Origin of the sequence: Povalibacter sp. (genome assembly GCF_036735925.1) — a bacterium.
In the GTDB taxonomy this organism is placed as follows: domain Bacteria; phylum Pseudomonadota; class Gammaproteobacteria; order Steroidobacterales; family Steroidobacteraceae; genus Steroidobacter.
This window is the reverse complement of sequence record NZ_DAINNK010000027.1, coordinates 1-21246: the sequence shown is the minus strand read 5'-3', so window position 1 is coordinate 21246 and position 21246 is coordinate 1. Positions and strand designations below refer to the sequence as shown.

Below are 21246 nucleotides of genomic sequence, written 5' to 3'. Positions count from 1 at the left end.
CGCAGGAAGGATTTCATGGTCATGTGCTCCGCATCATTCATTCGACGTACCGCGCCACTCTGAAACCGACATCATTGCGCGGTCCGTCGCCGAAATCGCGCGCCGAGAGCCGCAGGTCGGTCACGCTCGCCTGTTTCCAGCTCGATCCGCGGATGACGTGATTGCGGCCCTGCGCCGGGCCCATGGGATCGACCTGCACCTGCGTGCCGTCGACGCTGACGGTGTAGTAGTCGTGCGCCCATTCGGCCACGTTGCCGCCCATGTCGTACAGGCCGAGCGTGTTGGGCGGGAATTTGCCGACAGGCGCGCTGACCGCGAAGCCGTCATCGTAATCCGGAACGATGTCCTGCAACACCACGCGCGCGGTGTAGTCGGCGTAGTTGCCCGAGGCCGCGGCGACGGGCAAGGCATCGCCCCAAGCATAACGCAGGAATTTTCCGCCGCCGGCGTAACGCGCTGCCCATTCCCATTCGGCATCGGTCGGCAGGCGATAGCCGTTGGTCATCGGATTGGCGGGCACGAGCGAGTCGCCGTCCTTCACGTAAGCGGGCTTGAGCCCTTCCTGCTCCGACAGCCAGTTGCAGTAGGCCGCGGCCTGTTCCCAACGCAGGTTCACGACGGGCTGATTGTCGAGTTCCAATGTATTCGGCGGCACGATGCCGGAGCGGTGATCGCTCTTGAAACGCTTGAACTCCGCATTCGTCACTTCGCGCACGCCGAGATAGAACGCGCGTTTGAACTCGACGTCGCGCTGCGCTTCGTTGGCACGACGGCCGGGCTCGCGACGCGGACTGCCCATGGTGAAGCGGCCGAGCGGCATCAGCTTCAGTTGCTGCGACACCTTCGTCGATACGACGGCAGGCGTGGCCGCAACGCGCGTCTGTTCGGCGGTCAGCAGGGTCGTTTCGACGACCTGCGGCAAGCCCGGCCGCGGCGTCACCGTCGTCTTGAAATCGACGAAGCCCGGCTTGCGCACGATGAGTTCGTGCGTCGTGGCCACGAGCCGCAGGGTCTGATTCACGGCGCCCGCGGGTCTGCCGTCGACGAGGATCTGCGCATCTGCCGGTTGCGCGCGCACGGACACTTCGCCGAACACGCCGGTGAGCGCGACATTCACGCTCTGTTTCTCGCCGGAACGCAGCGTCACTGCACGCGTCGCCGACTCATAGCCCGGACGGGTGAAGACGATGGACTGGGCGATGTCCGGACGCACATCGATGTCGAGCGGCGTCTGGCCGCGATACACGCCGCTGATGGAAACGCTCGCGCCCGACGGTTCCGAGCGCAGCGACAGCCGGCCATCCGGCAGGCCGAGGCGCACGGGACCGACGTTCATCGCTTCGTTTGCCTTCACCTGGATGTCCGTGGTCCACGGCTTGAAGCCATCGAGACGGACTTCGAGCGGCTGATTGCCTGCGAGGACTTCGGTGGTCAGCGGCGTCGTGCCGCGGACTTCGCCGGCGATGGCAACCTGCGCGCCCGCCGGTTCGGACGTCACCGTGACATTCGCCCACGCCGGCACCAGCGGCGCAGTGAAGGTCTGTTTCTTGCCGAGCCCTTCCACCTCGACCGTGCCGCTGAACGGCTGATAGCGCGGCGCGTTGATCGCAATCGTGTGACTGCCCGGCGCGAGTTCGAATTCGCCGGGTGCCGCCGCGCTCTCCTTGCCATCGATCGACACCTGCGCGGCGACCGGCACGTCGATCTGCAGGGTGCCCGGCAGTTTCGCGAGCGACAGCGAGAACTGCTGATTCGCGGCGTCGGTGACTTTGATCTTCAGTTCTGCCGGCGTGTAGCCCTGCTGCGTGGCGCGCACGGTGTAGTCGCCCGGACGCAGCATGTACCGGCCGCCGACCGGCACAGCGGGCAATCCGCCGTTGATCGCCACCTGCGCCTGCTGCGGATCGGTCACGACGCCGATCGATGTCGCCGTCATCAGGAACCAGAGCACGCCGGCCGCGAGCAGCGCGATGAGCGCAAGCACGATGCGCCCCGGCCTGATCGTGAAGCCGCGACGCTGTCTGGTGCTTTCGGAGGCGCGGAAGCGCACGGCCGCGATCGGCTCGGCTTCGGCATCGCTGTCGCCGCGCAGTCGCGCGTCCTGCGAAATGATGGGCGGCGCGGTGATGTTGCCGGCGCTGCCGTCGTCGACTTCGATCGTGCGCTGCGCGCGTTCTTCGACGATGCGCAGGCGCGCAGCGCCAAGATTCACGACGTCACCGGCCTTGAGCCAGGTGGACTGCGTGACACGCAGGCCGTTGTGCAGCACCTCGGCGCCTTCGGCCGGCTGCACGAACAGCTGGTCTTCGTGCACGCCGATCCAGGCTTCGACACCGGCCGGGCGTCCGGCCAGCACGATCAGACTGTCGGCGCCGCCGAAACCGAGCGGAAAATCGGCAGGGCCGAAGCGCCGCTCGCCCTGCGGCTCGCGCACGACCAGTGATTCTTCCTGCCAGGCGCTCGCGTTCAAATTTTCTCCTCGCAGCGGACCACGACGGGCTGCAATGCCGCACCGGGAGTCACGTTGATCTCGCGTCGCACGTCGCGATAGCCGGGACGCGTGCCGACGACGGTGTAGCTCCCCGGCGCGAGTTCGAGCGAGCGTTGCTCGAACGCACCCAGTGCACCGACGCGGTAAATCGTGATCTGCGTGAGATTGTCGGACTGGATCGCGATCTGTACGGGCGTTTCGGAGCGCGCCAGCCAGTCGCGCAACGTGGCGATCTGCTGCTTGAGCGCCGGCCCGGGCGCCGCGATCGACTGCGCGCGTTCGAGGGTCTGATGCGCCGCGCTGCGCACCGGGGCGCTGAACAGGCGCTCCGGCTGCGTCAGATACAGTTCGAGTTGCTCGTTGAGGTCGGCACGCGGCTGCGTGCGCGCGATGCCTTCATTCCCAAACGCGACGGTCGAATCGAGCTGCGCGACGGACTGATATTCCTTGAGCGCCTCGGCCCAGCGCTCTTTCGCTTCGAACTCGCGTGCGGCATCGAGCTTCGCGGCGATCGAGCGCGTGTTTTCTTCCTGCTCGATCTGTTTCAGGGCCTGCGCCACTTCGGGCGAGCCCGGACGGATGCGGCTCGCCGCTTCGAACGCCGAACGCGCCTCGGCATGGCGGCCGGCGGACAAGGCGCTGAAACCGCGCGCCATGTTGCCGGCGAAGGCATCGCCAGCAACCCGGGCGCCGACACGCGCCAGACCGTCAGCGGCGCGCGGTGCATCGGCATCGAGCTTCAGCGCCTTATTGAAGGCTTCTGACGCGCCGGCGGCATTGCCTTCGCGCTCCAGCCGTTCGCCCGTGGTGACCAGCGCGAGCACTTCATCGAGCGTGCCGGCGCGTTTGAGTCCGCGCGTCGCCGCGGCATTGCCGGGTTCGACTTTCGCCGCGAGTTCGAAGGCTGTCTTCGCATCGCCGGAACGGCCTTCGGCAAGCGCCTTGCTGCCCGCCGACAGTTCGCGCGCCAACACTTCGCCGGCGCGTTTTTCAAGTACGTCGAGCAAAGGTTCGATGGCGGAGAAGTGCTGGCCCGCCGTCACGTATTCGCGCGCGGCGAAGTCCTTGTCGCCCGCAGCAAGTTCGTCGGTCGCCTGTTTGAATTCGGCGCCGCCCCATTGATCGACGGCGCGGGTGCGGAGTTTTTCGAGTCGCGGATCGATCGCGGCGCGCAGATCCTCGGCCTGCTGCTTGGCGCGTGCGAGCGTGGCGAAGTCGAGTTCCTTCTTCGCAGGCGGCGCTTCTTCTTCCTTCGGCTTGGCAGCCGTCACGGCCTTCGCCGGCTCGGCGGTGGGGAACCAGCGCGGCAGCGCGAAGAAAACGATGCCGACGCCGACGATGCCGGCCACCAGCGCGGCAGCGCCGAGCCCGCGACGAAAACCCTGACGCCGTAGATCGTCTTCGCTGCGACTCGCCGCATCGGGCCGTCGCCACTCGCTGCGCAACGGCTCGCCCTGCGCGACCGGCGGACGGATCGACGGCGGCGTCACGGCAGGACGCGCGGCCGGCGCATTGACGATGCTCACGGCCGGCAACGCGGCGAGCGCGGCCGACAGTTCATTCGCGATGCTGTCCATGTCGGCGGGACGATCGCCGGGCGACTTCGCCAGGCAGCGATCGACGAGTTGGGCCACGGCGGCAGGAACCGACGTCAGCGACTTCGGCGCTTCGTCGCGGACCTTCTCCGGCGTCGCCTCCGGATAGAACGGCGGATAGCCGGACAGCAGTTCGTAGAGCAGCGCGCCGAAACCGTAGACATCGTCGCTGGCGCTCGCCGGCTGTCCGTCCATCTGCTGCGGACTCATGCTGAAGGGCGAACCGCGGCCGGCATTCGCTGTCGGCATTTCGGCCAGCGCGAGCGCGATGCCGAAGTCCGTCAGCTTCGGGATGCCATCGGAAGTGAGCAGCACATTCGCCGGTTTGACGTCGCGATGCACGAATCCGCTGCGATGTGCATGCGCGAGCGCCTGTGCCACCGGAATCGTGACCCGCAGGATCTCGGCACAACCGCGACCGCGCCAGGAAGTCAGATCGCCGCCCGACACGTATTCCATCGCGATCCAAGCGTGTCGTGGCGAGCGATACAGACCCTCAACCTGAAGGATGTTTGGGTGTTCGAGCGTCTTGAGACGCGAGGCTTCGCGATGCAGGGCCGCGATGGCGGCGACGTCCTGCATCAGCTCATCGGCGAGCACCTTGACCGCCACGAGACGTTTGCGTTCGTTGTCCTGCGCCAGCCATACGTGGCCACTGCCGCCTGACCCGAGGGCGCGGACCAATACGAACCTTGCAGAGAGCTCCTGCCCGCTTTCCAGCATGCTGAGATTCTAGAGAGGACCTGGTGACGGAAACTATCGTGTGCCACCGCCGTTGCTTGCGGAGGCTGCGGGCTGCCCGGCAGCGACGGGCGCCACTGCAGGAAGACCTGTCTCGTTCTCGTAGAGTTCCTTGAGCAGCCGGCGCCACTCCTGGAACTGCTCTTCCGCGGTGCCGCGCAACTGCAGCGTCCGGCCCTCGACCTCGACGACCATCGGCTGCACCTCCGCCTGGAAGGATTCGCCGAGCTGCTTGAGGGAATCGGAGTGCATCTTCACTTCCGAACCCTTGTCGAAACCGCTCTTGACCGCGTAGGCGCCGCCGAAGACGGCAGCCGTCGCCGCGGCCTGTCCGACGTAGGTATTCGACTGCGTGCCCATGACGAGGCCGCCGATGATCGCGGCGGCGCCGAGGAGTTTGCGTGTGGTGGCCGAGCGCTGGGCTTCGTCCTGCGCTTCGATTTCGTCGTGGCTGTAACGACGCCAGTTCGTGTACGACTCGGACATGTTGTCCGCGAACAGCGCGTAGTGTTCGTTGACGGTGTCGAGCAGCGCGTAGTCGCGTTCACGAATGCGATCCATGCGCGCGATCATGGGATCGTCGCTGGCAGGCAGCCGCACCACCTGGTACGTGCCCTTCTTCTTGTCGACGACCAGGAAATCCTGGAACGCATACGGCGCCAGATCCTGCGCGAAGCGCAATTCGGAGACGTTGCGGACGGTCTGCAGATCCGTCGCCGCGAGCGTCTGGCGATACGCCAGCATGTCGTTGGCAAGCTGCGAGTACAGATTCTGGAAGGGATCGCGCGGCTTGCCGGAGGTGTCCTTGTAGGAACGCGTGTCGGCGAGCTGTTCGTATTCCTTGCGGAACCAGACCCGGCCGCTGGCATCGTCCACCGTGACATCGAGCCGCAACTGCATGCCGGTCGATTCGAGGATCTTCGCGGACACGCGCACGTCGAGCGCATCGTCGTCCACCGGAACGACACGCACCTGGCCCCACTGGCCGGAGCCTTCGAGCGTGTTGCGCACCTGCATGGCGAGGTAACGCGCCTCGGCCTTGCGCACGTCGGGGAAGATGCGTTCCTTCTCGCGCTTCTTCTCATCCTCCGGCACGTTCTCGTCGAACAGGCGCACACCGACGTCGAGCAGCTGGTCTTCCGGAATTTCCGCCGCTGCCTGAATGGCGTTGACCCGCGGCTGAGGTCGCGTCTCGTGCGTCACGCAGCCGCTGCAAGCCAGTGCCGCGAGGGCCAATGCTGCGAGAGCGAGGGGCGGCGCGAGCCGCTGCCGGGAGATCTGTCGCAAGGATCCGTTCATTGCATTCAACTCGACTTCGTCCGGATCAGCTTCCCTTCTTGTACAGCCGATATTCCTGCCAGAGCTTTTCGCGCAGCTCCGGATCGGTTTCCGCCATTGCCGCTTCACGCAGCTGTCGTGCCACAACGTCGTCGTCGCTGCCGTCCGGGATATCCGCAGGCACGGTGTTGGGACCACCACCGCCCTTCGGACCGCCGCCGCCGACACCGCCACCGCCACCGCGGCCGCTGCCTTCGGAGGCGGAACCTTGTCCGCCCGCGCCCTGGCCGCTGCCCTGACCTTGACCCTGACCCTGGCCTTGGCCCTGACCTTTGCCATTGCCATTACCGTTGCCGTCGCCCTGGCCGTCGCCTTCTTCGCCGGATCCCGAGTTGCCGCCGGCACCGGCCGAATCGCCCGCACCTGCCGCCGAACTGCTGCCATTGCCCGAACCGCCGCGGCCGGCGCGCTGGCCGGCGATGACGGCCTGTTCATCGCGGATCTGACCGTCGAACACACCGAGTGAAATGTCGAACTGCTTGTCGATGTGAGCCATGCGTTCGGAGGTGGTCATCGGACCGCTGCCGCCCGAGCCGCCGCGGCCACCGGACTGACCCGTGCCGTCCGGCGATCCTGCCGCGCCGCCACCGGCTGCACCGCCGCCCATCGAGCCGCCCGAGTTGCCGCCTCCGCCACCACCGCTCGGCGTGAAAACAGGCGTCACCGCACCGGGCACGCCTGCGGAGACCGTGATGTTCGGACCGCCATTGCTGCCGGTGCCGTCCGCACCGCCGCCGGATGCACCGCCGGCCGAGTCCGCGGCACCGCCGTTGCTCTGACCGCCAGCCGAGCCGTTGGCCGAACCGTCGCTGCCGCCGGCCTGACCATCACCGCCCGCCTGGCCTGTCGAACCGGCGCCGCCCTGAGAGCCATTACCGCCCGACGCAGACTGGGCACCGGCACCGTCCGTTCCACCCTGACCGCCACCGGACGCTCCGCCCTGTGCTCCACCGCCAGCGCCTGCAGATCCACCCCCCGCAGCGTCTGTTCCAGTCCCGGCTGCACCGCCACCCATTTGTGCAGAAGCACCGCCGGCTGCGCCGCCGCTTTCACCTGCGCCACCAGCGGCCCCCGCGGAACCGCCGGCGTTTCCCGCTGCGCCCATCGATCCGCCGGCAGCACCGCTCGCACCACCGGATGCACCTGACGCTCCACCCATGGCGCCGGCTGCGCCGCCCGAGGCTCCGGCCGATCCACCGGCGTTGCCGGACGCACCCCCCCCCGGGGTGGCCGCCCGCCCCCCCGCTCGCACCGGCCTCGCCCCCTGAGCTGCCACTTTTGCCGCCCGACGCACCACCGGAACTGCCGTTACTGCCGCCCGAGGCACCGCCAGCAGCAGTGCTTTGTGCACCGGCCGAACTGCTGCTCGAACTCTGGAAAATACTTTCGTTGGCCGAGGCGCCGCCCGATGCGCCGCCGCCTGCCGTGTCGGCGCTGGTGCCGCCGCTCTGACCACCGGATCCCGAAGCGCCACCCGAACTGCCGCTCGGCAGATCCATGCTGGGTGTCGGAATGCCTACGGACGGCGCGCCGCCGCCGGCTGACGGCAAACCCATCGTCGGTCGGCTGCCGCCCGACGCACCGCCACCGCTGCCGCCGGACTGGCCGCCGCTCTGTCCACCCTGCGCACCGCCCAGTCCGCCATTGCCTTGTGAACCGCCCGATGCGCCGGGCAATCCACCGGATGCGCCGCCCGATGAACCATCGCCACCCGCGCTGCCGCCCGACTGACCGGACGCACCGCCGGAGGAACCCCCCGAGCTGCCACCCGACGATCCACCGGAGGCGCCGCCTTGCGATCCCGACGAACCCCCGGACTGCGCGCCGGGAAGACCACCCTGGGATCCGGAAGAACCGCCTTGCGAACCGCCCATCGAACCGGAACTGCCGCCGGACGATCCGCCGCCTGAGGGCATCGAAGGCATCGATGCCCCGCCGCTCGATCCACCGCCACCACCCGACGATCCGCCCGACTGACCGCTGGAACCGCCGGAGCTGCCGCCGGGCATGCTCGAACTGCTGCCGCCGCTCGAACCGGAAGAGCCAGAGGAACCCGACGAACTGCCGGAAGAACCGGACGATCCACCCGAGGAGCTGGGCATGCTCGGCGACGAAGGCATGCTGGAAGAAGAAGAGGAGCCGGCGCAGCCGCCCATCAGGAATGCGGAGACGGTGCCGATGGCAGTCGCCTGCGCTGCAATCACGAGCAGGCGGTCGATTGCAGGGCTTCTGTTCATCGCATTCTCCGGAAGGGAATCAGGAACTCAGCGACGCTGGCGCCGGCCTGTCGCCGCGGCCTGGCCTAGGGTGCGACCGCCGAGCTGAACGCGCGCTGAGCATTTCCATCGCGCCGGTCACTGTGCCGCCTTGGTCTGTTTCGGCGCGACATCGGGATCGTCGTCGGCACCGACCAGGAACGATCGGAGCTGACCGGCAAGGCGATCGCAGGCCGTGCTCTGTACCGGAGAAATGATCGGAATCGGCGCCACCGCACCGATCATCACCGACGTGCCTTTCACATCGGTGGTCACCGTGCCGGCACTGACGCCGTCACGCAGATCCCACACGGTGGCTTCGTAGTCGGACTGCTTCTCCCACCAGCCGAGGCCGAGACAGCCAGCCCCGCCGGGACCGACCGCACAGGCGATGCTGCCGCCGCCGTCGGTCTTCTGCGTCACGCCGTCGACCCAGACGATGAAGCGAACGCCGAGTGAACTGACCCGCTCGGCGACGCCGGGACGCGACAGGAAGGTGCTGAACGCCTGCGGGTTGACCGGCGCCGTGCTCGGTTCGAGCCAGGGATAGAACGCATCGACGAAGTGATCGTCGGCGAAGACCTGGAAGGGCTTGTTGGCGACGTTGCTGCGCGGACTCATGTCCTTGCCCTTCTTCCTGGCTGCGGCATGCTCGGAAGAGAAAGCTTCGCCGACCAGTTCGCGTTCCAGACAGTCGAGAAATTTGCTCTCGGTGCCGGTGCCTTCGAGATGCGGCTTCGCCAGCAATACCACCGCTTCATTCGAGCTGATGCGCGTGGGTGCGTCGCGGACTTCTTCGATCTTCGCGGTCATGCAGCCCGACAGCGCGAGCGCCGCGCACGCGGCGAGCGTCGCACGAGGCATCGGGGAAAAGACGACGCCGGAAAGCATCGACACGCCCACCCCGGTGCAGCCGGACTTCTCTGATGACATCGCAAACGCTCTCCAGGAATTGAATGACGGATCCGTCCCGAAGCTACGGCTGTCGACTTCTCATCGTCGCTCGAATGTCGACATTCCTAGATCTCGTTCGAGTATACGCCAAGGCCTGTGACGGCAACGCCGGAAAACGCGCACGAATGTTTCGTCTTTGTACAGCGCGCGGCGCTGCGAGATCGCGAACGCTCAGAGCAGCGTCAATTGCTCCGGCCCGATGACCGGCGGCTGAAACAAGGCAGTGTTATGTATGAATCGCTCGCCGGTACGCAGACCGTACTTCTTGCAAGCGGCCTTGAATCGCATGTCGAGAAGGCGGGCGTATTCGCCTTCGCCGCGTTGCCGTACGCCCCAGGCCGAATCGTAGTCGCGCCCGCCGCGCATCGCCTGCATCCGGCTCATCACATGCCCGGCCTTGAGCGGTTCGTGCGCCTGCAGCCATTCGCGAAACAGATCCTTCACCTCGTACGGCAGACGCAGCAGGACGTAGCCGGCCGAACGTGCTCCCGCCTGCGCCGCGGCGGCAAGAATCTTTTCCATCTCCGCATCGGTAAGTACGGGAATGACCGGGGCGACCATCACGCCGACCGGTATACCCGCCCGGGCCAGGGTGGCAATGGCGCGCAGTCGTGCTGCCGGTGATGCAGTGCGGGGTTCGAGGGTGCGTTTGATCTCGCCGCTCAATGTCGTGACGCTGACCAGCGCCAGAACGAGATTGTCGCGGGCGAGCGGCGCCAGCAGATCGACATCGCGCTCGATCATGCTGCTCTTGGTGATGATCGAGAATGGATGTCGATGCCGCGCCAGCACCTCGATGATGCTGCGGGTCACGCGATATTCGCGTTCGATGGGCTGGTAGGGATCGGTATTGGCGCCGATCGTGATCGGCGAGCAGCGATAGGACGGTGCGGCCAGTTCGGCCTCGAGCAGCTTCGCGGCATCCTGCTTGTAGAAAAGCCGCGTTTCGAAATCGAAACCCGGCGACAGATTCAGGTAGCCGTGCGACGGCCGCGCATAGCAATAGATGCAACCGTGCTCGCAGCCGCGATACGGATTGATGGACTGATCGAAAGGAATGTCGGGCGACTGGTTGCGAGAAATGATGGAACGGGCGGGATCCGGTCGCACGATGGTTTCGAGCGGCGGCAGTGGCTCGTCCAGGCTGCCCCAGCCGTCATCGACCGCCTCGCCGCGCACGGACTCGAACCGGCCTTCGGGATTCGAGACGGCGCCGCGCCCGGTGCGCATGACGGGTCGGTTGGGGGAAGCCATGGTCGGATCATACTGGATATAAATCCAGTATCAATCAGCGGACGGACGACTCAGGACACCGCCTGCGGATGCGGCGTCGACGACACGCGACGCGGCGCCTTGAACCGCACTTCCACCTGCGTGCCGCGCTCGGAACTGATCTTCAGTTCGCCATGGAGCTGGCGCACGAAGGCATCGATCAGCGAGCGTCCGAGTCCGGCCGTTTCGGCGCCCGCCCCGGTATCGAAACCGCGTCCGTTGTCGCGCACGCACAGCAACAGGATCTCGTCCGACTCGCGCTGCACGATCACCTCGATGAGGCCGTGCTCGGCGCCGGTGAAGGCGTGCTTGTAGGCGTTCGTGATCGCCTCGGTCACCAGCAATCCGAGCGGCACGGCGATATCGGGGCCGATCACTTCATCCGGCGCATCGACGGTCAGGTCGACTTCCTGCGTGCCGGGCAGCCCGCCGCGCCGCAGTTCGGCGCACAGATCCTTGAGGAACCAGCGCAGGTCGACTTCCTGCAGGTTCTCCGATTCGTAAAGTCGGCGATGCAGCGTCGCGAGTGCGTTGATGCGGCTGCGCGCCTCGGCGAAGGCCGCTTCGGCGCGCGGATCGCGAATGCGTCGCGCATGCAGGTTGAGCAGGCTCATGACGAGCTGCAGATTGTTCTTCACCCGGTGATGGATCTCGCGCACCAGGATTTCCTTCTGCGCCAGCGATTCGCGCAGTTCCGACTCGCGCGACTGGATCGTGTCCGCCATGCGGCTGAAGGTTTCGCCGAGGCTGCGGATTTCTGCCGGCGCGGCTTCGGCGCGCTCCGGACGCACGCTGTGTCGCCCTGCTGCGTAGGCCGAGGTGATGCGTTCCAGATAGGTGATCCAGCGCACGACCAGGTGTTCGATACCGAACCACACGACGGCGATGGCCAGCGCCCACATGAGCAGCGGCGTCAACACGCCCCACGCCACCTGCAGCGCCAGCGGCCCCATCGCGGCGAGCATGGGCGTGCCGAGAATCACGAAGATGCGGCCTTCGAGCAGCGGACTGATGGCGTACAGGCGCCAGGTGCCGTCACGACCGCGTGCCGTGAACGTCTGGGTACGCGCACGCAAATGCTGGTCGATGAGATCCGCGGCGGGCAGACCTTCGAGCAGCAGCGGCGCGGGTTCGGTTTTCGACGTGATCGGATCGCCCTTGCTGTCGAGCAGCGCCAGCGCCGTATCGCCCGACGCGGCGCGCTGATAGCGACGCGTCACCCAGTCGAGCCCGATGATGAGTGCGACGGAACCGTCGATGACGCCCTTGTCGTCGACCAGCGGCACGGCCGTCACCATGCCCCACTCCTCCAGCCAGCGGCTCTCCACCAGATCGCTGACCACGAAGGCGTCGCCGGACATCACGTCGCGAAACCACGGCTCGTCCGCCACGGTGATGACGGCCTTCATCGGCCCGGAACTGCAGGTCATGACACCCTGCGCATTCACGACCGTGGCGCCGGCGTACTGATCCAGTCCGCCGATGGCGCGCTGCAATGCGCGCCGGCACGCGGCTCCCTGCCCGGCGCGCACATCCGGATGCGCGGCGAGACTCGTCAGAATCTCGCGCGACGCGGAGATCATGTTCTCTTCTTCATTCGCCGCGAGCTGCGCCGCCTGCGCCAGGTTCTGCTGCAGGTAACGCACGCTGCTGTTGTAGCCGGAGACGGCCTGCAGCACGGCCAGCACGCCGGGAGCGAGCATGGCAATGCCAACGATCAGCACGAGCCGCGGACGCAGCCCGGCGTTGCGCCCCCACCAGCGACGTGGCGCAAGGCCGAGCTTGGAATGCTTCATGGGGCGGCGGCTCGAAGCAGCGCCGGGAAATCAGGAAGCTTTGGCGCGGGCCGCCGCGGGCGAGACGCTGTTGCCGTCTCCGCGGTCGCCGAGCCGGTCCGTCACGTGCGCCGCGTCTTCGCCGAGCAGTTCGATCAACCGGTCGCGGGCGCGCGCGATGCGGCTCTTGATCGTGCCGACGGCGACCTGGCACACATCCGCCGCTTCTTCATAAGAGAGGCCCGTTGCGCAGACCAGCACCAGCGCTTCGCGCTGATCGTGCGGCAGTTGCTGCAGCGCGCGGTTGAGGTCGCGCAGATGCAGCCGCGCATCGTGAACCGGCGCGACGGACAGCTGCGCCGCGCAGACGCCTTCGGGATCTTCCACTTCGAACTTGCGATGACGCAGTTCCGAGTAGTAGCAGTTGCGCAGAATCGTGAACAGCCAGGCCTTCAGATTGCTGCCCGACTGGAACTGGTTGCGATTGGTCCATGCCTTGAGCACGGTGTCCTGCACCAGATCGTCGGCACGCGCCGGATCGCCGCAGAGCGAACGACCGAAGGCGCGCAGTGCCGGCAGCAACGCCGTGACCTGGTCGAGAAAGGGATCGTGAGCGTCCATGAAGCATTTCACGAGCCCGCTCAGGACCCGCGCTCCTTGTCTTCCAGCTGCTTCAGGAGTGCCTTGAATTCGTCGGGCACCGGTTCATCCATGACTTCGGTAAACATGCGGCGCAGCCGGTTGCCCAGCCATTCCGGCACCTGTTCGCCGGGAGCATCGCCTTGGCCTGGGGTGGCCTGTTCTGGCTTGATTTTGTCACTCATGATCATGGCTGCTGAGGGTGGGCGCATCGCCGGCACCGATGTTGGTTCTCTTCGACAGGATGCCCAGCAACGCCGCCGGCGATGAAAAGTTCCGGGTGCGCGGGAACCTTTGTACCACTTCATACATAGTATCGGGCACGTCGCGCGGCCCGGCCGCGTGCACGCGACAGTCTCCGTACCCTCAGCGATAAAGAATGATGGAGTAGCTCCTATGGCCCTGGCTCACGCGATTGCCGAGCATCTGCCTTATTTGCGCCGCTACGCCCGAGCGCTGGCCGGAACGCAGCAGAGCGGCGACGCCTATGTACGCGCCTGCCTGGAAGCCATCGTTGCGGATACGTCGGTGCTCGGCGATGACGCATCCCCGCGCGTGGCGCTCTATCGTCTGTTTCATCGCCTGTGGGACACCACGAATCTCGACGTCCGCCCGGTTCCCGGCTCGGGCCCCGTTGCGGCGGACAGCGTGGAAAAGCGGCTGAAGGAATTGACCCCGGCCCACCGTCAGGCGCTGCTGCTGACGGCGATGGAAGGCTTCAGCCCGGCGGACACCGCAACGATTCTCGGTGTGCCTTCCGAGCAGGTGAAGACCATGACCGGCCAGGCCGTCCGCGAGATCTCCAGCCAGCCCAGCATCAATGTGCTGATCATCGAGGACGAGCCGATCATCTCGCTCGATCTGCAAAGCATCGTGCGCGAGATGGGCCACAAGGTCATTGCGACCGCCACGACCCGCGACGAAGCAGTGCGCGAAGCGCGCCGCACCGGTCCCGGCCTGGTGCTGGCCGACATCAAGCTGGCGGACGGCAGCTCGGGGATCGATGCAGTGCGTCAGATCTTGTCGGAAGTGGAAGTGCCGATCGTCTTCATCACGGCCTACCCGGAACGCCTGCTTACGGGCGAACGTCCGGAACCGACGTTCCTGGTGACCAAGCCGTTCGTGCCGGAGACGGTGCGGGTGGCGATCAGTCAGGCGTTGCTGTTTGCGTGAGAAGAAGCGGGCGGCTGGCAACTGGCTGCTGGCGACTGGCCAGAAGCATCAGGATCAGCGACAACCAAAAAAAGGGAGCCGATGGCTCCCTTTTTTTTCCCGAGTCCTGATCTGGCCAGCCGCCAGTCGCCAGCAGCCAGCCTCCCTCCTCACACCGGCGGTCTTCCCCGCATCGCGCCTGCCACCAGCGCCACCAGCGTCAGCACCAGGAAGATGAAGAAAAGGATCTTCGCGATACCCGCCGCAGCACCTGCGATGCTGCTGAAACCCAGCACCGCCGCGATGATCGCGACGATGAAGAACGTAAGTGCCCACGACAACATAACAACCTCCTGCAACCACCTGTTCGGAACACGCTCTGCGACGCAACGCCTCAGCGATTCGCAGGTTCCGGGTGTTTGCCGCAGCGCGTGCGGAAACGATCGGAGCCAGTCTGTCCGGAACCTTGGGTCGACCGTGGACGTTTCGCCGACGAACGCGATCCCCAACGCGATCCATTGAGTACACAACCGACAGCGGAGGATGCCCATGACCCTGAAACCCCTGATGCTCGCCGCGCTGGCCTGCACGATGACCCTCGGCATCGCGGCCTGCGAAAAGAAAGGTCCGCTCGAACAGGCGGGCGAGGAAATCGACGAAGCCATCGACACCGTGAAGAACGGCGGCGAGGAATCGACTGCGAACAAGCTCGACGACGCCGTCGATGACGTTCGCGAAGGCGTGAATGACGCCGCGGACGAACTCAAGAAGGATTGAGAGTCCGCTGCAACGATCCTTCCCCGGGGGAGACGCGCATAGACAGCTGCGATCCAGGTGCCGGCGTGTCCTCCTCCCTTTCATCCCCGCAATTTCTCCACCGGCTGGCGCCCGCCTTCGTCGCACTGCTGTGCTGTGCGTGCGCCGCGCCCAAGGCCCGGCCCGTCGATCCTGCTGCGGCGGCGCCCGCCGTGGTCGTCGCGACCGGTGCGCTGAGCGACGCACGCGGTGAACGTCTCATCGAACGACGCCTCGGCGATGAATACGACGATCCGCACGTCCGCGAACTGATCGATGCCTTCCGGGCCCAGGCGGAGGCGCCGCTGGTCGCCGGCAACCGCGTCAACCTGCTCATCGACGGACCGCAGACCTTGCAGGCGATCCGCAAGGCGATCGAAGGTGCGCAGCACAGCATTCACGTCGAGACGTACATCTTTGCGAGCGATCCCGTCGGCAGCGAGTTTGCAGACCTGCTGATCGCCCGCCGTCGCGCCGGACTTGAAGTCCGCGTCATCTACGACGCCGTCGGCAGCGTCACGACGCCCGGCGAATTCTTCGACCGCATGCGCGAAGCCGGCGTGGAAGTCCGCGAATTCCGGCCGCTCGATCCGGTGCGCACGCCGCTGCCGTGGAAGATCAACAATCGCGACCATCGCAAGATCGTCGTCGTCGACGGCCGCATCGCATTCACGGGCGGCATCAACATCAGCAGCACCTATGAAAGCTCGTCCGCCACGCGGCCGGGGCCGGAAGCCGGCCGCGACGAAGCCTGGCGCGACACGCATGTCGAAATCGTCGGGCCGGTCGCCGCGCAGTTCCAGGCCTTGTTCTTTGCTACCTGGACGCGCGCCGGCGGCAAGGTGGACACGAGAAATCCGCTGTACTTTCCCGCCATCGAACCTGCCGGCGGCGAACTGGTCGCCGCGGTCGCGACCGATGCCGACGACAAGTCCGAAACGCGCATCTACGCGACCTATCTGGAGGTCATGAAACATTCCAGCCGCCGGCTGTGGCTGACCAATGCGTACTTCGCGCCGAACAAGGAAATGCGCCAGGAACTGATCGCCGCCGCCAAACGCGGCGTCGACGTACGGCTGATCGTGCCCGGCTTCACCGATTCCGGCCTGATCCTGCACGCCTCGCGCAGCACGTTCGATGAACTGCTCGCTGGCGGCGTACGCATCTACGAACAGCGTTACGCACTGCTGCACGCCAAGACGGCGGTGATCGATACGGCGCTGTCGATGGTCGGCTCCGCCAATCTCGACATGCGCAGCTTCCTGCACAACAACGAAGTCAACGCGGTGGTCGTGGGGTCGGGCTTCGCGCAGAAGCTCGAAGCGGTGTTCGAACGCGACCTGAAGGATTCGCGCGAACTGGATCTCGAAACGTGGCGCGAACGACCCTTCAGCGACAAGGTGAAGGAGTCCGCGAGCAGCCTGCTGTCGTACTGGCTTTGAGACTCTTCCTGTGGGGCCGGCTTCAGCCGGCCTGGGCTGTAGGTCAGGCTTCAGCCTGACATCTTCAGAGGCCGGCTGAAGCCGGCCCCACAGGAAGAACTCATCCTTCCGGCGGCCCACGCCGGCCGCGCGACCAGTACGCCGACGCCGAAGTCATCACGGAGTTGCCCGCCGTCCTGAGCCTTTTCAGCCAGAGTTTCGCCCAGGCGAATTCGAGACTGAGAATGGCGAGGCCGGCAGGAATGACGACGATGGCGGGACCGGGAAACACGATCATCAGGATGCCGATCAGGACCACCGTGCCGCCGACGACGGCGATGGCGCAGCGACGCGCCCACTTGTAGGTGATCCGCAGCAAGGGCGACACGATGTTCCGACTCCTGGCGTTTCTCTCGTCCGGGTCTGGAATCAACGAAAAAACGTTTCGATCAGTTCCGCCACGGCCGCGGGCTGCTCGTGATGCATCATGTGTCCGGCGCCGGCGACAGTGACGGTTCTGACATCGCGGAAGATCGCCTGCAAACGGTCGGGCGACATTTCGCCACTCATGCGACGCGCCATGTCCGATGCATCGCCGACGACATACAGCACGGGAGCGGTGATGCGCTGCCAGCAGGCTTCGGCCTGCTCGCGCTGATACAGCACGGGGTTCGTTCGTTTGTGTCGCGGATCGGCGCGAAGGTCCACGACCCCGTCCTCGTGCCGCCGCGCCCACGACTGCGCGATGAACCGGATGTGGCTGGCGGGTGTGCGCGGATTGCGGCGCGTCAGCACTTTTTCGAACTGGGCGAAATCGTCGTAGCGCGCGAACGCGGTGCCGCCGCCGATTTCGTCGAGCCATTCGCGATAGCGCAGCGGCGCCTGGTCGGGTTCGGTCCGCGCCAGGCCGAAGCCCTCGAGACTGACGAGCTGACGGACCCGTTCGGGCCGGACACCGGCATACATCAACGTCACATTGCCGCCCATGCTGTGGCCGACCAGACGTACGCGCCGGTCGGGAGCGATCGCGGCGAGGAGCGCGTCCAGGTCGGCCAGGTAATCGGGAAACCAGTAGCCGTCTTCCGGCCATTGGGTACGACCGAAGCCGCGTGCATCGAAGGCGATGAGCGTGCGGTGCTGCGGCAGCGCATCCACGACGAACTGCCACGTTTCGCCGGTATCGCCCCAGCCGTGCAGCAGGACGATGGGATCGGGATCGGTGCCCGCCCACCGGTAAAGCTGGAAATCGAGACCCCGGAGTCGAAGAGTCTCCAGAACGGGAGCGCGTCGGACGACGTAGTTCATGAACGGGCGATGCGGATTCGTGGCGACCGCCTGCACGCCAGCGGTCAGTGAGAGAGGAAAGAGAAAGGGCGCCGGCAGATCGCCCGGCGCCCCTTCATCGACAGCAAACCCGGCAACAACCTCGGACGGCAACCTGAGCGTCGATCACTCGGGAATGCGGACGATGCTGGCCATCACGCCCAGCGAATCGTCGTTCGACGGTTCTGCCGGCGTCGGCTCCGGCGTCGCCTGCACCACGACGGGTGCCGGTGCCTTCGGCGTCTTTTTGCGCGGCTTGGCCTTCGGCCTGGCGCTTGCCTTCACCTTGGCTTTGGCCTTCGCCTTCGCCTTCACTTTGGCTTTGGCTTTGGCCTTGGTCTTGGTCTTTGCCTTCGCTTTTACCTTTGCCTTCTTCTTGCCCTTCTTCTGCGGCGGGCGAACGATGCTCGCCTTGACCTGCTTTTTAGCCTTCTTTTTGCTGGTCTTCTTCTTGCCCGCCTTCTTCTTCGTCGCCATGTGTCACCTCCGGGTCAGTCCCCGTTTCGATCCATGTTGCACAATTGATGGCGTTTAACGCCGCTTTCGATATTACACGCACTGCAGTCGCTGGTGCATGATGCGCGCACAGCACGTGCGCCGCGCATTCCATGACCGACAACGATCCCCACTTCGAGAGCATCGTGTTGCAGGCGCAGGCCTTGGGTCCGCGCGAACGCGCCGACTTCGTGCGCAAGGCATGCGGCGCCGACGAAACCCTGCTGTCGCGCGTGCTGCTGGTGCTGAGCGAGGACGATCCCGCCGCCTGGGATGACCTCGAGGGCGAAGCGCCGACGGGAATCGCCGTCGAACCCATCGAAGGACAGCGACTCGGTCCGTACCGGATCGTGCGCAAGCTCGGCTCCGGCGGCATGGGCGATGTGTACCTCGCCGAACGTGCCGACGAGGAATACCAGCAGCGGGTCGCCATCAAACTGGTCCGCGCCGGTGCGTTCACACCCCAGATCCAGGGACGGCTGCGCACCGAGCGCCAGATCCTCGCCAAGCTGCAGCATCCGAACATCGCCCGACTGCTCGACGGCGGCCGCGCGCCGGACGGCACCCCGTACCTGGTCATGGAATACATCGAGGGCGATCCCATCGATGTCTATTGCGACCAGCGCCGCCTGACGCTGAACGAACGCATCGCGCTGGTCCGCACCGTCTGCGCGGCCGTGCATTACGCGCACCAGAACCTGATCGTCCATCGCGATCTCAAGCCCAGCAACATTCTCATCACGCCCGTCGGCGAGGTGAAGCTGCTCGATTTCGGCATCGCCAAGCTGCTCGATACGCGGCATTCGGCGCATACGCTCGCCGTCACCCACATGGATTACCGGGTCATGACTCCGGCCCATGCGAGTCCGGAGCAGGTGCGCGGCGACACCATCACCACGGCCAGCGACATCTATGTGCTCGGCGTGCTGCTGTTCGAACTGCTGAGCGGTCGCAAACCGTTCCAGCTCATCGGCAGCCGCCTGACCGACATGGAACGCATCATCTGCGAACAGGAACCGCCGCTGCCGAGCGCCATGATCGAACGGGCACGCCAGGAATCGCCCGACGTGCTGGCCTCGATCGTCGCCTGCCGCTCGACCACGGCCAGCCGGCTGCAGCGCGAGCTGCGCGGCGATCTCGACAACATCGTGCTGATGGCGATGCGCAAGAACCCGCTGCGCCGCTATCGTTCGGCCGAACAACTGTCCGCCGATCTCGAACACCATCTGAACGGCGAGCCGGTCGAGGCGACCCGCGACAGCTGGCTGTATCGCACCCGAAAATTCGTCGCCCGGCATACGTTGCCGGTCGTGGCCTCGGCAATTGCCGTGCTGCTGCTCGCGACCTTTGCCGTCATCACCTTCATCCAGGCGCGGCACCTGGCGCGCGAACGCGACGTCGTGGCCGCCGAGCGCTCGCGCGCCGAACAGGTGTCGTCGTTCCTGGTCGAGCTGTTCCAGCTGTCCGATCCGTCGAAGAGCCGCGGCAACCAGGTCACGGCGCGCGAGTTGCTGGATATCGGCGCCCGCCGCGTCAACATCGGCCTCGCCGATCAGCCCGAAACGCGTGCGACCCTGCTCGGCACCATCGGCCGCGTCTACAGCAGCCTCGGCCTGTATCCGGATTCGGTCGGCCTGCTCGAAGAAGCGCTCAAATCGCGCATCGCGATCCACGGGCCCGAACACGAGGAAGTCGCCGAGGCCATGGTCGCGCTCGGCAGCGTGCTGTGCGAACAGGGCAAGCTGGACGAATGCGAGCGGCAACTGAGCGGCGCGCTGGCCATGCAGCAGAAGCTGAAAGGTCCGACCGCTGTCGACATCGCGCCGACGCTGCTCGCCTACGCCAAGCTGTCGCAGCAGCGCGGTGCGCTCGACGTCGCCGAGAAGTACTACGAACAGAGCCTCGCGCTCTATCGCCGCAACGGCCAGGAACGCTCGACCGAGGCCGCCTCCACCATGAACGAGATGGCCGGCCTGTATGTGTACCGCAGCGATTTCGCCAAGGCGGAAACGCTGTATCGCGCCGCGCTCGACATCGACCGGCAGACGCTAGGCCAGGATCATCCGCAGGTCGCCATGCACGTGCACGACATCGCGGTCGCCTTGCAGATGCAGGGCAAGCTGCCGGAAGCGGAACCGCTCTACGCCGAATCGACCCAGATGCTGCGACGCATCCTCGGCCCCACACATCCGACGACCCTGGACGCGCTCGCCAACTACGGCCGCTACCTGCGTCGTACCGGCGATCTCGAACGCGCAGAACAGGTGCTGAACGACGTGCTGGTCAACGATCGCACCGCACGCGGCGCGCAGCACCCCTTCGTCGGCCACGACCTGGTCAGCATCGCGAACGTGCGTCTCGACCGCGGCAATTTCGCCGGCGCCGAACAGGACCTGCGCGCGGCGCTCGACATCTACAAGAATGCGCTGCCGGCGGAGCATCCCTACGTCGCCTCGGCGCTGTCGGCACTGGGACGCGCGCAACTCGGTCAGGGCGATGCGCCGCAGGCGGAAAAGACGCTGCGACAGTCCATCGCCATGGCGGAGAAATCGCTGGCCGCCGACAGCACGCCGGTGATGGTGGCGAGAAACGTGCTCGGCCTGAGCCTGTATGCGCAGGGCCGCATGAGCGAGGCCGACCCGCTGCTGAGCAGCAGCTATCCGACGATCGTGACGACGCAGGGGGAAGACGCCGCGCTGGCGCGCCAGACGCGCGCGGCGCTCGATCGTATCCGTGGCAGGCGCTGAAAGAGGAACAAGAAAATGGCCGCAAGAAGGCGCAAAGAACACAAGGTGGGAGGAAGGAATCCTGTCTTGTGACTCTTGCGCCTTTTTGCGGCCATTCTCTCTGCTCCGATCTCCGTGATCTCCGTGTGAACCTCTTAGTTCTCCGGCGACTTGCCCCCAAGAAACATCCGGTACGCCGGGTTATCCGTCTCCTCGGCATACACATATTTGAGTTCCCGCACGTGCAGGTCGAAGTCGACGCTCTCCGACGGCG

The 21246-nt window shown here is 66.0% G+C and carries 19 protein-coding genes; 6 read left to right on the top strand and 13 right to left on the bottom strand.

The features are described from left to right. Window positions 1-37: 37 nt before the first annotated feature. From V7D81_RS10320 to V7D81_RS10305, 4 genes are all read right to left on the bottom strand, one after another. Window positions 38-2470 carry a PEGA domain-containing protein gene (locus V7D81_RS10320; protein ID WP_324316321.1) on the bottom strand — a complete coding sequence of 811 codons (2433 nt, stop codon included), beginning with the start codon at window positions 2468-2470 and terminating at the stop codon, window positions 38-40. Then, the gene (locus V7D81_RS10315; RefSeq protein WP_324316319.1) at window positions 2467-4770 is read right to left on the bottom strand and encodes a protein kinase domain-containing protein; all 2304 of its coding nucleotides are present in this window, start codon (window positions 4768-4770) and stop codon (window positions 2467-2469) included. Before V7D81_RS10315 ends, V7D81_RS10320 begins: the two co-directional genes overlap by 4 nt. A 72-nt stretch (window positions 4771-4842) precedes the next feature. Next, entirely contained in the window at window positions 4843-6126 is a 1284-nt protein-coding gene (locus V7D81_RS10310) for a hypothetical protein (RefSeq protein ID WP_324316317.1), read from the bottom strand. Window positions 6127-6151: 25 nt separating this feature from the next. After that, on the bottom strand, window positions 6152-7180 hold the full coding sequence (locus V7D81_RS10305) for a hypothetical protein (protein WP_324316315.1): 1029 nt from the start codon (window positions 7178-7180) through the stop codon (window positions 6152-6154). Between the two features lie 497 nt (window positions 7181-7677). On the opposite strand from V7D81_RS10305, the gene V7D81_RS10300 reads away from it, so the two are divergent. Both V7D81_RS10300 and V7D81_RS10295 read left to right on the top strand, forming a co-directional pair. Continuing rightward, a complete protein-coding gene (locus tag V7D81_RS10300; RefSeq protein ID WP_324316313.1) occupies window positions 7678-7896 on the top strand; it encodes a hypothetical protein in 219 nt (72 codons plus the stop codon). 276 nt (window positions 7897-8172) lie between these two features. Continuing rightward, entirely contained in the window at window positions 8173-8490 is a 318-nt protein-coding gene (locus V7D81_RS10295; RefSeq protein WP_324316311.1) for a hypothetical protein, read from the top strand. A gap of 29 nt (window positions 8491-8519) precedes the next feature. Here V7D81_RS10295 and V7D81_RS10290 read toward each other — a convergent pair whose 3' ends face one another. The 5 genes from V7D81_RS10290 to V7D81_RS10270 form a co-directional block, all read right to left on the bottom strand. Further along, on the bottom strand, window positions 8520-9353 hold the full coding sequence (locus tag V7D81_RS10290) for a hypothetical protein (RefSeq protein ID WP_324316309.1): 834 nt from the start codon (window positions 9351-9353) through the stop codon (window positions 8520-8522). Window positions 9354-9545: 192 nt separating this feature from the next. Continuing rightward, the gene (locus V7D81_RS10285) at window positions 9546-10628 is read right to left on the bottom strand and encodes a PA0069 family radical SAM protein (RefSeq protein WP_324316307.1); all 1083 of its coding nucleotides are present in this window, start codon (window positions 10626-10628) and stop codon (window positions 9546-9548) included. A 50-nt stretch (window positions 10629-10678) separates the two neighbouring features. Beyond that, window positions 10679-12442 carry a sensor histidine kinase gene (locus V7D81_RS10280; protein WP_324316305.1) on the bottom strand — a complete coding sequence of 588 codons (1764 nt, stop codon included), beginning with the start codon at window positions 12440-12442 and terminating at the stop codon, window positions 10679-10681. A 30-nt stretch (window positions 12443-12472) separates the two neighbouring features. Then, a complete protein-coding gene (locus tag V7D81_RS10275; RefSeq protein WP_324316303.1) occupies window positions 12473-13042 on the bottom strand; it encodes a sigma-70 family RNA polymerase sigma factor in 570 nt (189 codons plus the stop codon). Between the two features lie 20 nt (window positions 13043-13062). Further along, window positions 13063-13245, bottom strand: coding sequence for a NepR family anti-sigma factor (locus tag V7D81_RS10270; RefSeq protein ID WP_324316301.1), 183 nt, complete (start codon window positions 13243-13245; stop codon window positions 13063-13065). A 211-nt stretch (window positions 13246-13456) separates the two neighbouring features. On the opposite strand from V7D81_RS10270, the gene V7D81_RS10265 reads away from it, so the two are divergent. Further along, window positions 13457-14233, top strand: a complete 777-nt coding sequence (locus V7D81_RS10265; protein ID WP_324316299.1) for a response regulator — start codon at window positions 13457-13459, stop codon at window positions 14231-14233. Between the two features lie 149 nt (window positions 14234-14382). Here V7D81_RS10265 and V7D81_RS10260 read toward each other — a convergent pair whose 3' ends face one another. Then, window positions 14383-14556 carry a DUF1328 domain-containing protein gene (locus tag V7D81_RS10260; protein WP_184334456.1) on the bottom strand — a complete coding sequence of 58 codons (174 nt, stop codon included), beginning with the start codon at window positions 14554-14556 and terminating at the stop codon, window positions 14383-14385. 205 nt (window positions 14557-14761) lie between these two features. Between V7D81_RS10260 and V7D81_RS10255 the strand changes: the two genes are divergently transcribed. Continuing rightward, entirely contained in the window at window positions 14762-14989 is a 228-nt protein-coding gene (locus tag V7D81_RS10255) for a hypothetical protein (RefSeq protein WP_324316297.1), read from the top strand. A gap of 65 nt (window positions 14990-15054) precedes the next feature. Then, window positions 15055-16449, top strand: coding sequence for a cardiolipin synthase (gene cls, locus V7D81_RS10250; RefSeq protein WP_324316295.1), 1395 nt, complete (start codon window positions 15055-15057; stop codon window positions 16447-16449). Between the two features lie 100 nt (window positions 16450-16549). On the opposite strand, the gene V7D81_RS10245 is transcribed toward cls, so the two are convergent. The 3 genes from V7D81_RS10245 to V7D81_RS10235 all read right to left on the bottom strand — a co-directional run bounded on the left by V7D81_RS10245 (window position 16550) and on the right by V7D81_RS10235 (window position 18228). After that, a complete protein-coding gene (locus V7D81_RS10245) occupies window positions 16550-16816 on the bottom strand; it encodes a PGPGW domain-containing protein (protein ID WP_324316294.1) in 267 nt (88 codons plus the stop codon). Between the two features lie 41 nt (window positions 16817-16857). After that, window positions 16858-17733 (bottom strand): alpha/beta fold hydrolase, encoded by an 876-nt coding sequence (locus tag V7D81_RS10240; protein WP_324316293.1) that lies wholly within the window; start codon window positions 17731-17733, stop codon window positions 16858-16860. A 144-nt stretch (window positions 17734-17877) separates the two neighbouring features. After that, window positions 17878-18228 (bottom strand): hypothetical protein, encoded by a 351-nt coding sequence (locus V7D81_RS10235; RefSeq protein ID WP_324316292.1) that lies wholly within the window; start codon window positions 18226-18228, stop codon window positions 17878-17880. Between the two features lie 131 nt (window positions 18229-18359). Between V7D81_RS10235 and V7D81_RS10230 the strand changes: the two genes are divergently transcribed. Continuing rightward, a complete protein-coding gene (locus V7D81_RS10230; protein ID WP_324316291.1) occupies window positions 18360-20993 on the top strand; it encodes a serine/threonine-protein kinase in 2634 nt (877 codons plus the stop codon). The last annotated feature ends 253 nt before the right edge of the window (window positions 20994-21246 follow it).

What these genes read in the sequence shown, in the direction of transcription:
- V7D81_RS10230 (WP_324316291.1), top strand. Translation starts at nt 18,360, where the DNA reads ATGACCGACAACGATCCCCACTTCGAGAGCATCGTGTTGCAGGCGCAG.
- V7D81_RS10265 (WP_324316299.1), top strand. Translation starts at nt 13,457, where the DNA reads ATGGCCCTGGCTCACGCGATTGCCGAGCATCTGCCTTATTTGCGCCGC.
- V7D81_RS10290 (WP_324316309.1), bottom strand. Translation starts at nt 9,353, where the DNA reads ATGTCATCAGAGAAGTCCGGCTGCACCGGGGTGGGCGTGTCGATGCTT.
- V7D81_RS10285 (WP_324316307.1), bottom strand. Translation starts at nt 10,628, where the DNA reads ATGGCTTCCCCCAACCGACCCGTCATGCGCACCGGGCGCGGCGCCGTC.
- V7D81_RS10300 (WP_324316313.1), top strand. Translation starts at nt 7,678, where the DNA reads ATGCCTACGGACGGCGCGCCGCCGCCGGCTGACGGCAAACCCATCGTC.
- V7D81_RS10270 (WP_324316301.1), bottom strand. Translation starts at nt 13,245, where the DNA reads ATGAGTGACAAAATCAAGCCAGAACAGGCCACCCCAGGCCAAGGCGAT.
- V7D81_RS10235 (WP_324316292.1), bottom strand. Translation starts at nt 18,228, where the DNA reads ATGGCGACGAAGAAGAAGGCGGGCAAGAAGAAGACCAGCAAAAAGAAG.
- V7D81_RS10305 (WP_324316315.1), bottom strand. Translation starts at nt 7,180, where the DNA reads ATGGGTGGCGGTGCAGCCGGGACTGGAACAGACGCTGCGGGGGGTGGA.
- V7D81_RS10255 (WP_324316297.1), top strand. Translation starts at nt 14,762, where the DNA reads ATGACCCTGAAACCCCTGATGCTCGCCGCGCTGGCCTGCACGATGACC.
- V7D81_RS10310 (WP_324316317.1), bottom strand. Translation starts at nt 6,126, where the DNA reads ATGAACGGATCCTTGCGACAGATCTCCCGGCAGCGGCTCGCGCCGCCC.
- V7D81_RS10280 (WP_324316305.1), bottom strand. Translation starts at nt 12,442, where the DNA reads ATGAAGCATTCCAAGCTCGGCCTTGCGCCACGTCGCTGGTGGGGGCGC.
- V7D81_RS10275 (WP_324316303.1), bottom strand. Translation starts at nt 13,042, where the DNA reads ATGGACGCTCACGATCCCTTTCTCGACCAGGTCACGGCGTTGCTGCCG.
- V7D81_RS10295 (WP_324316311.1), top strand. Translation starts at nt 8,173, where the DNA reads ATGCTCGAACTGCTGCCGCCGCTCGAACCGGAAGAGCCAGAGGAACCC.
- V7D81_RS10240 (WP_324316293.1), bottom strand. Translation starts at nt 17,733, where the DNA reads ATGAACTACGTCGTCCGACGCGCTCCCGTTCTGGAGACTCTTCGACTC.
- V7D81_RS10260 (WP_184334456.1), bottom strand. Translation starts at nt 14,556, where the DNA reads ATGTTGTCGTGGGCACTTACGTTCTTCATCGTCGCGATCATCGCGGCG.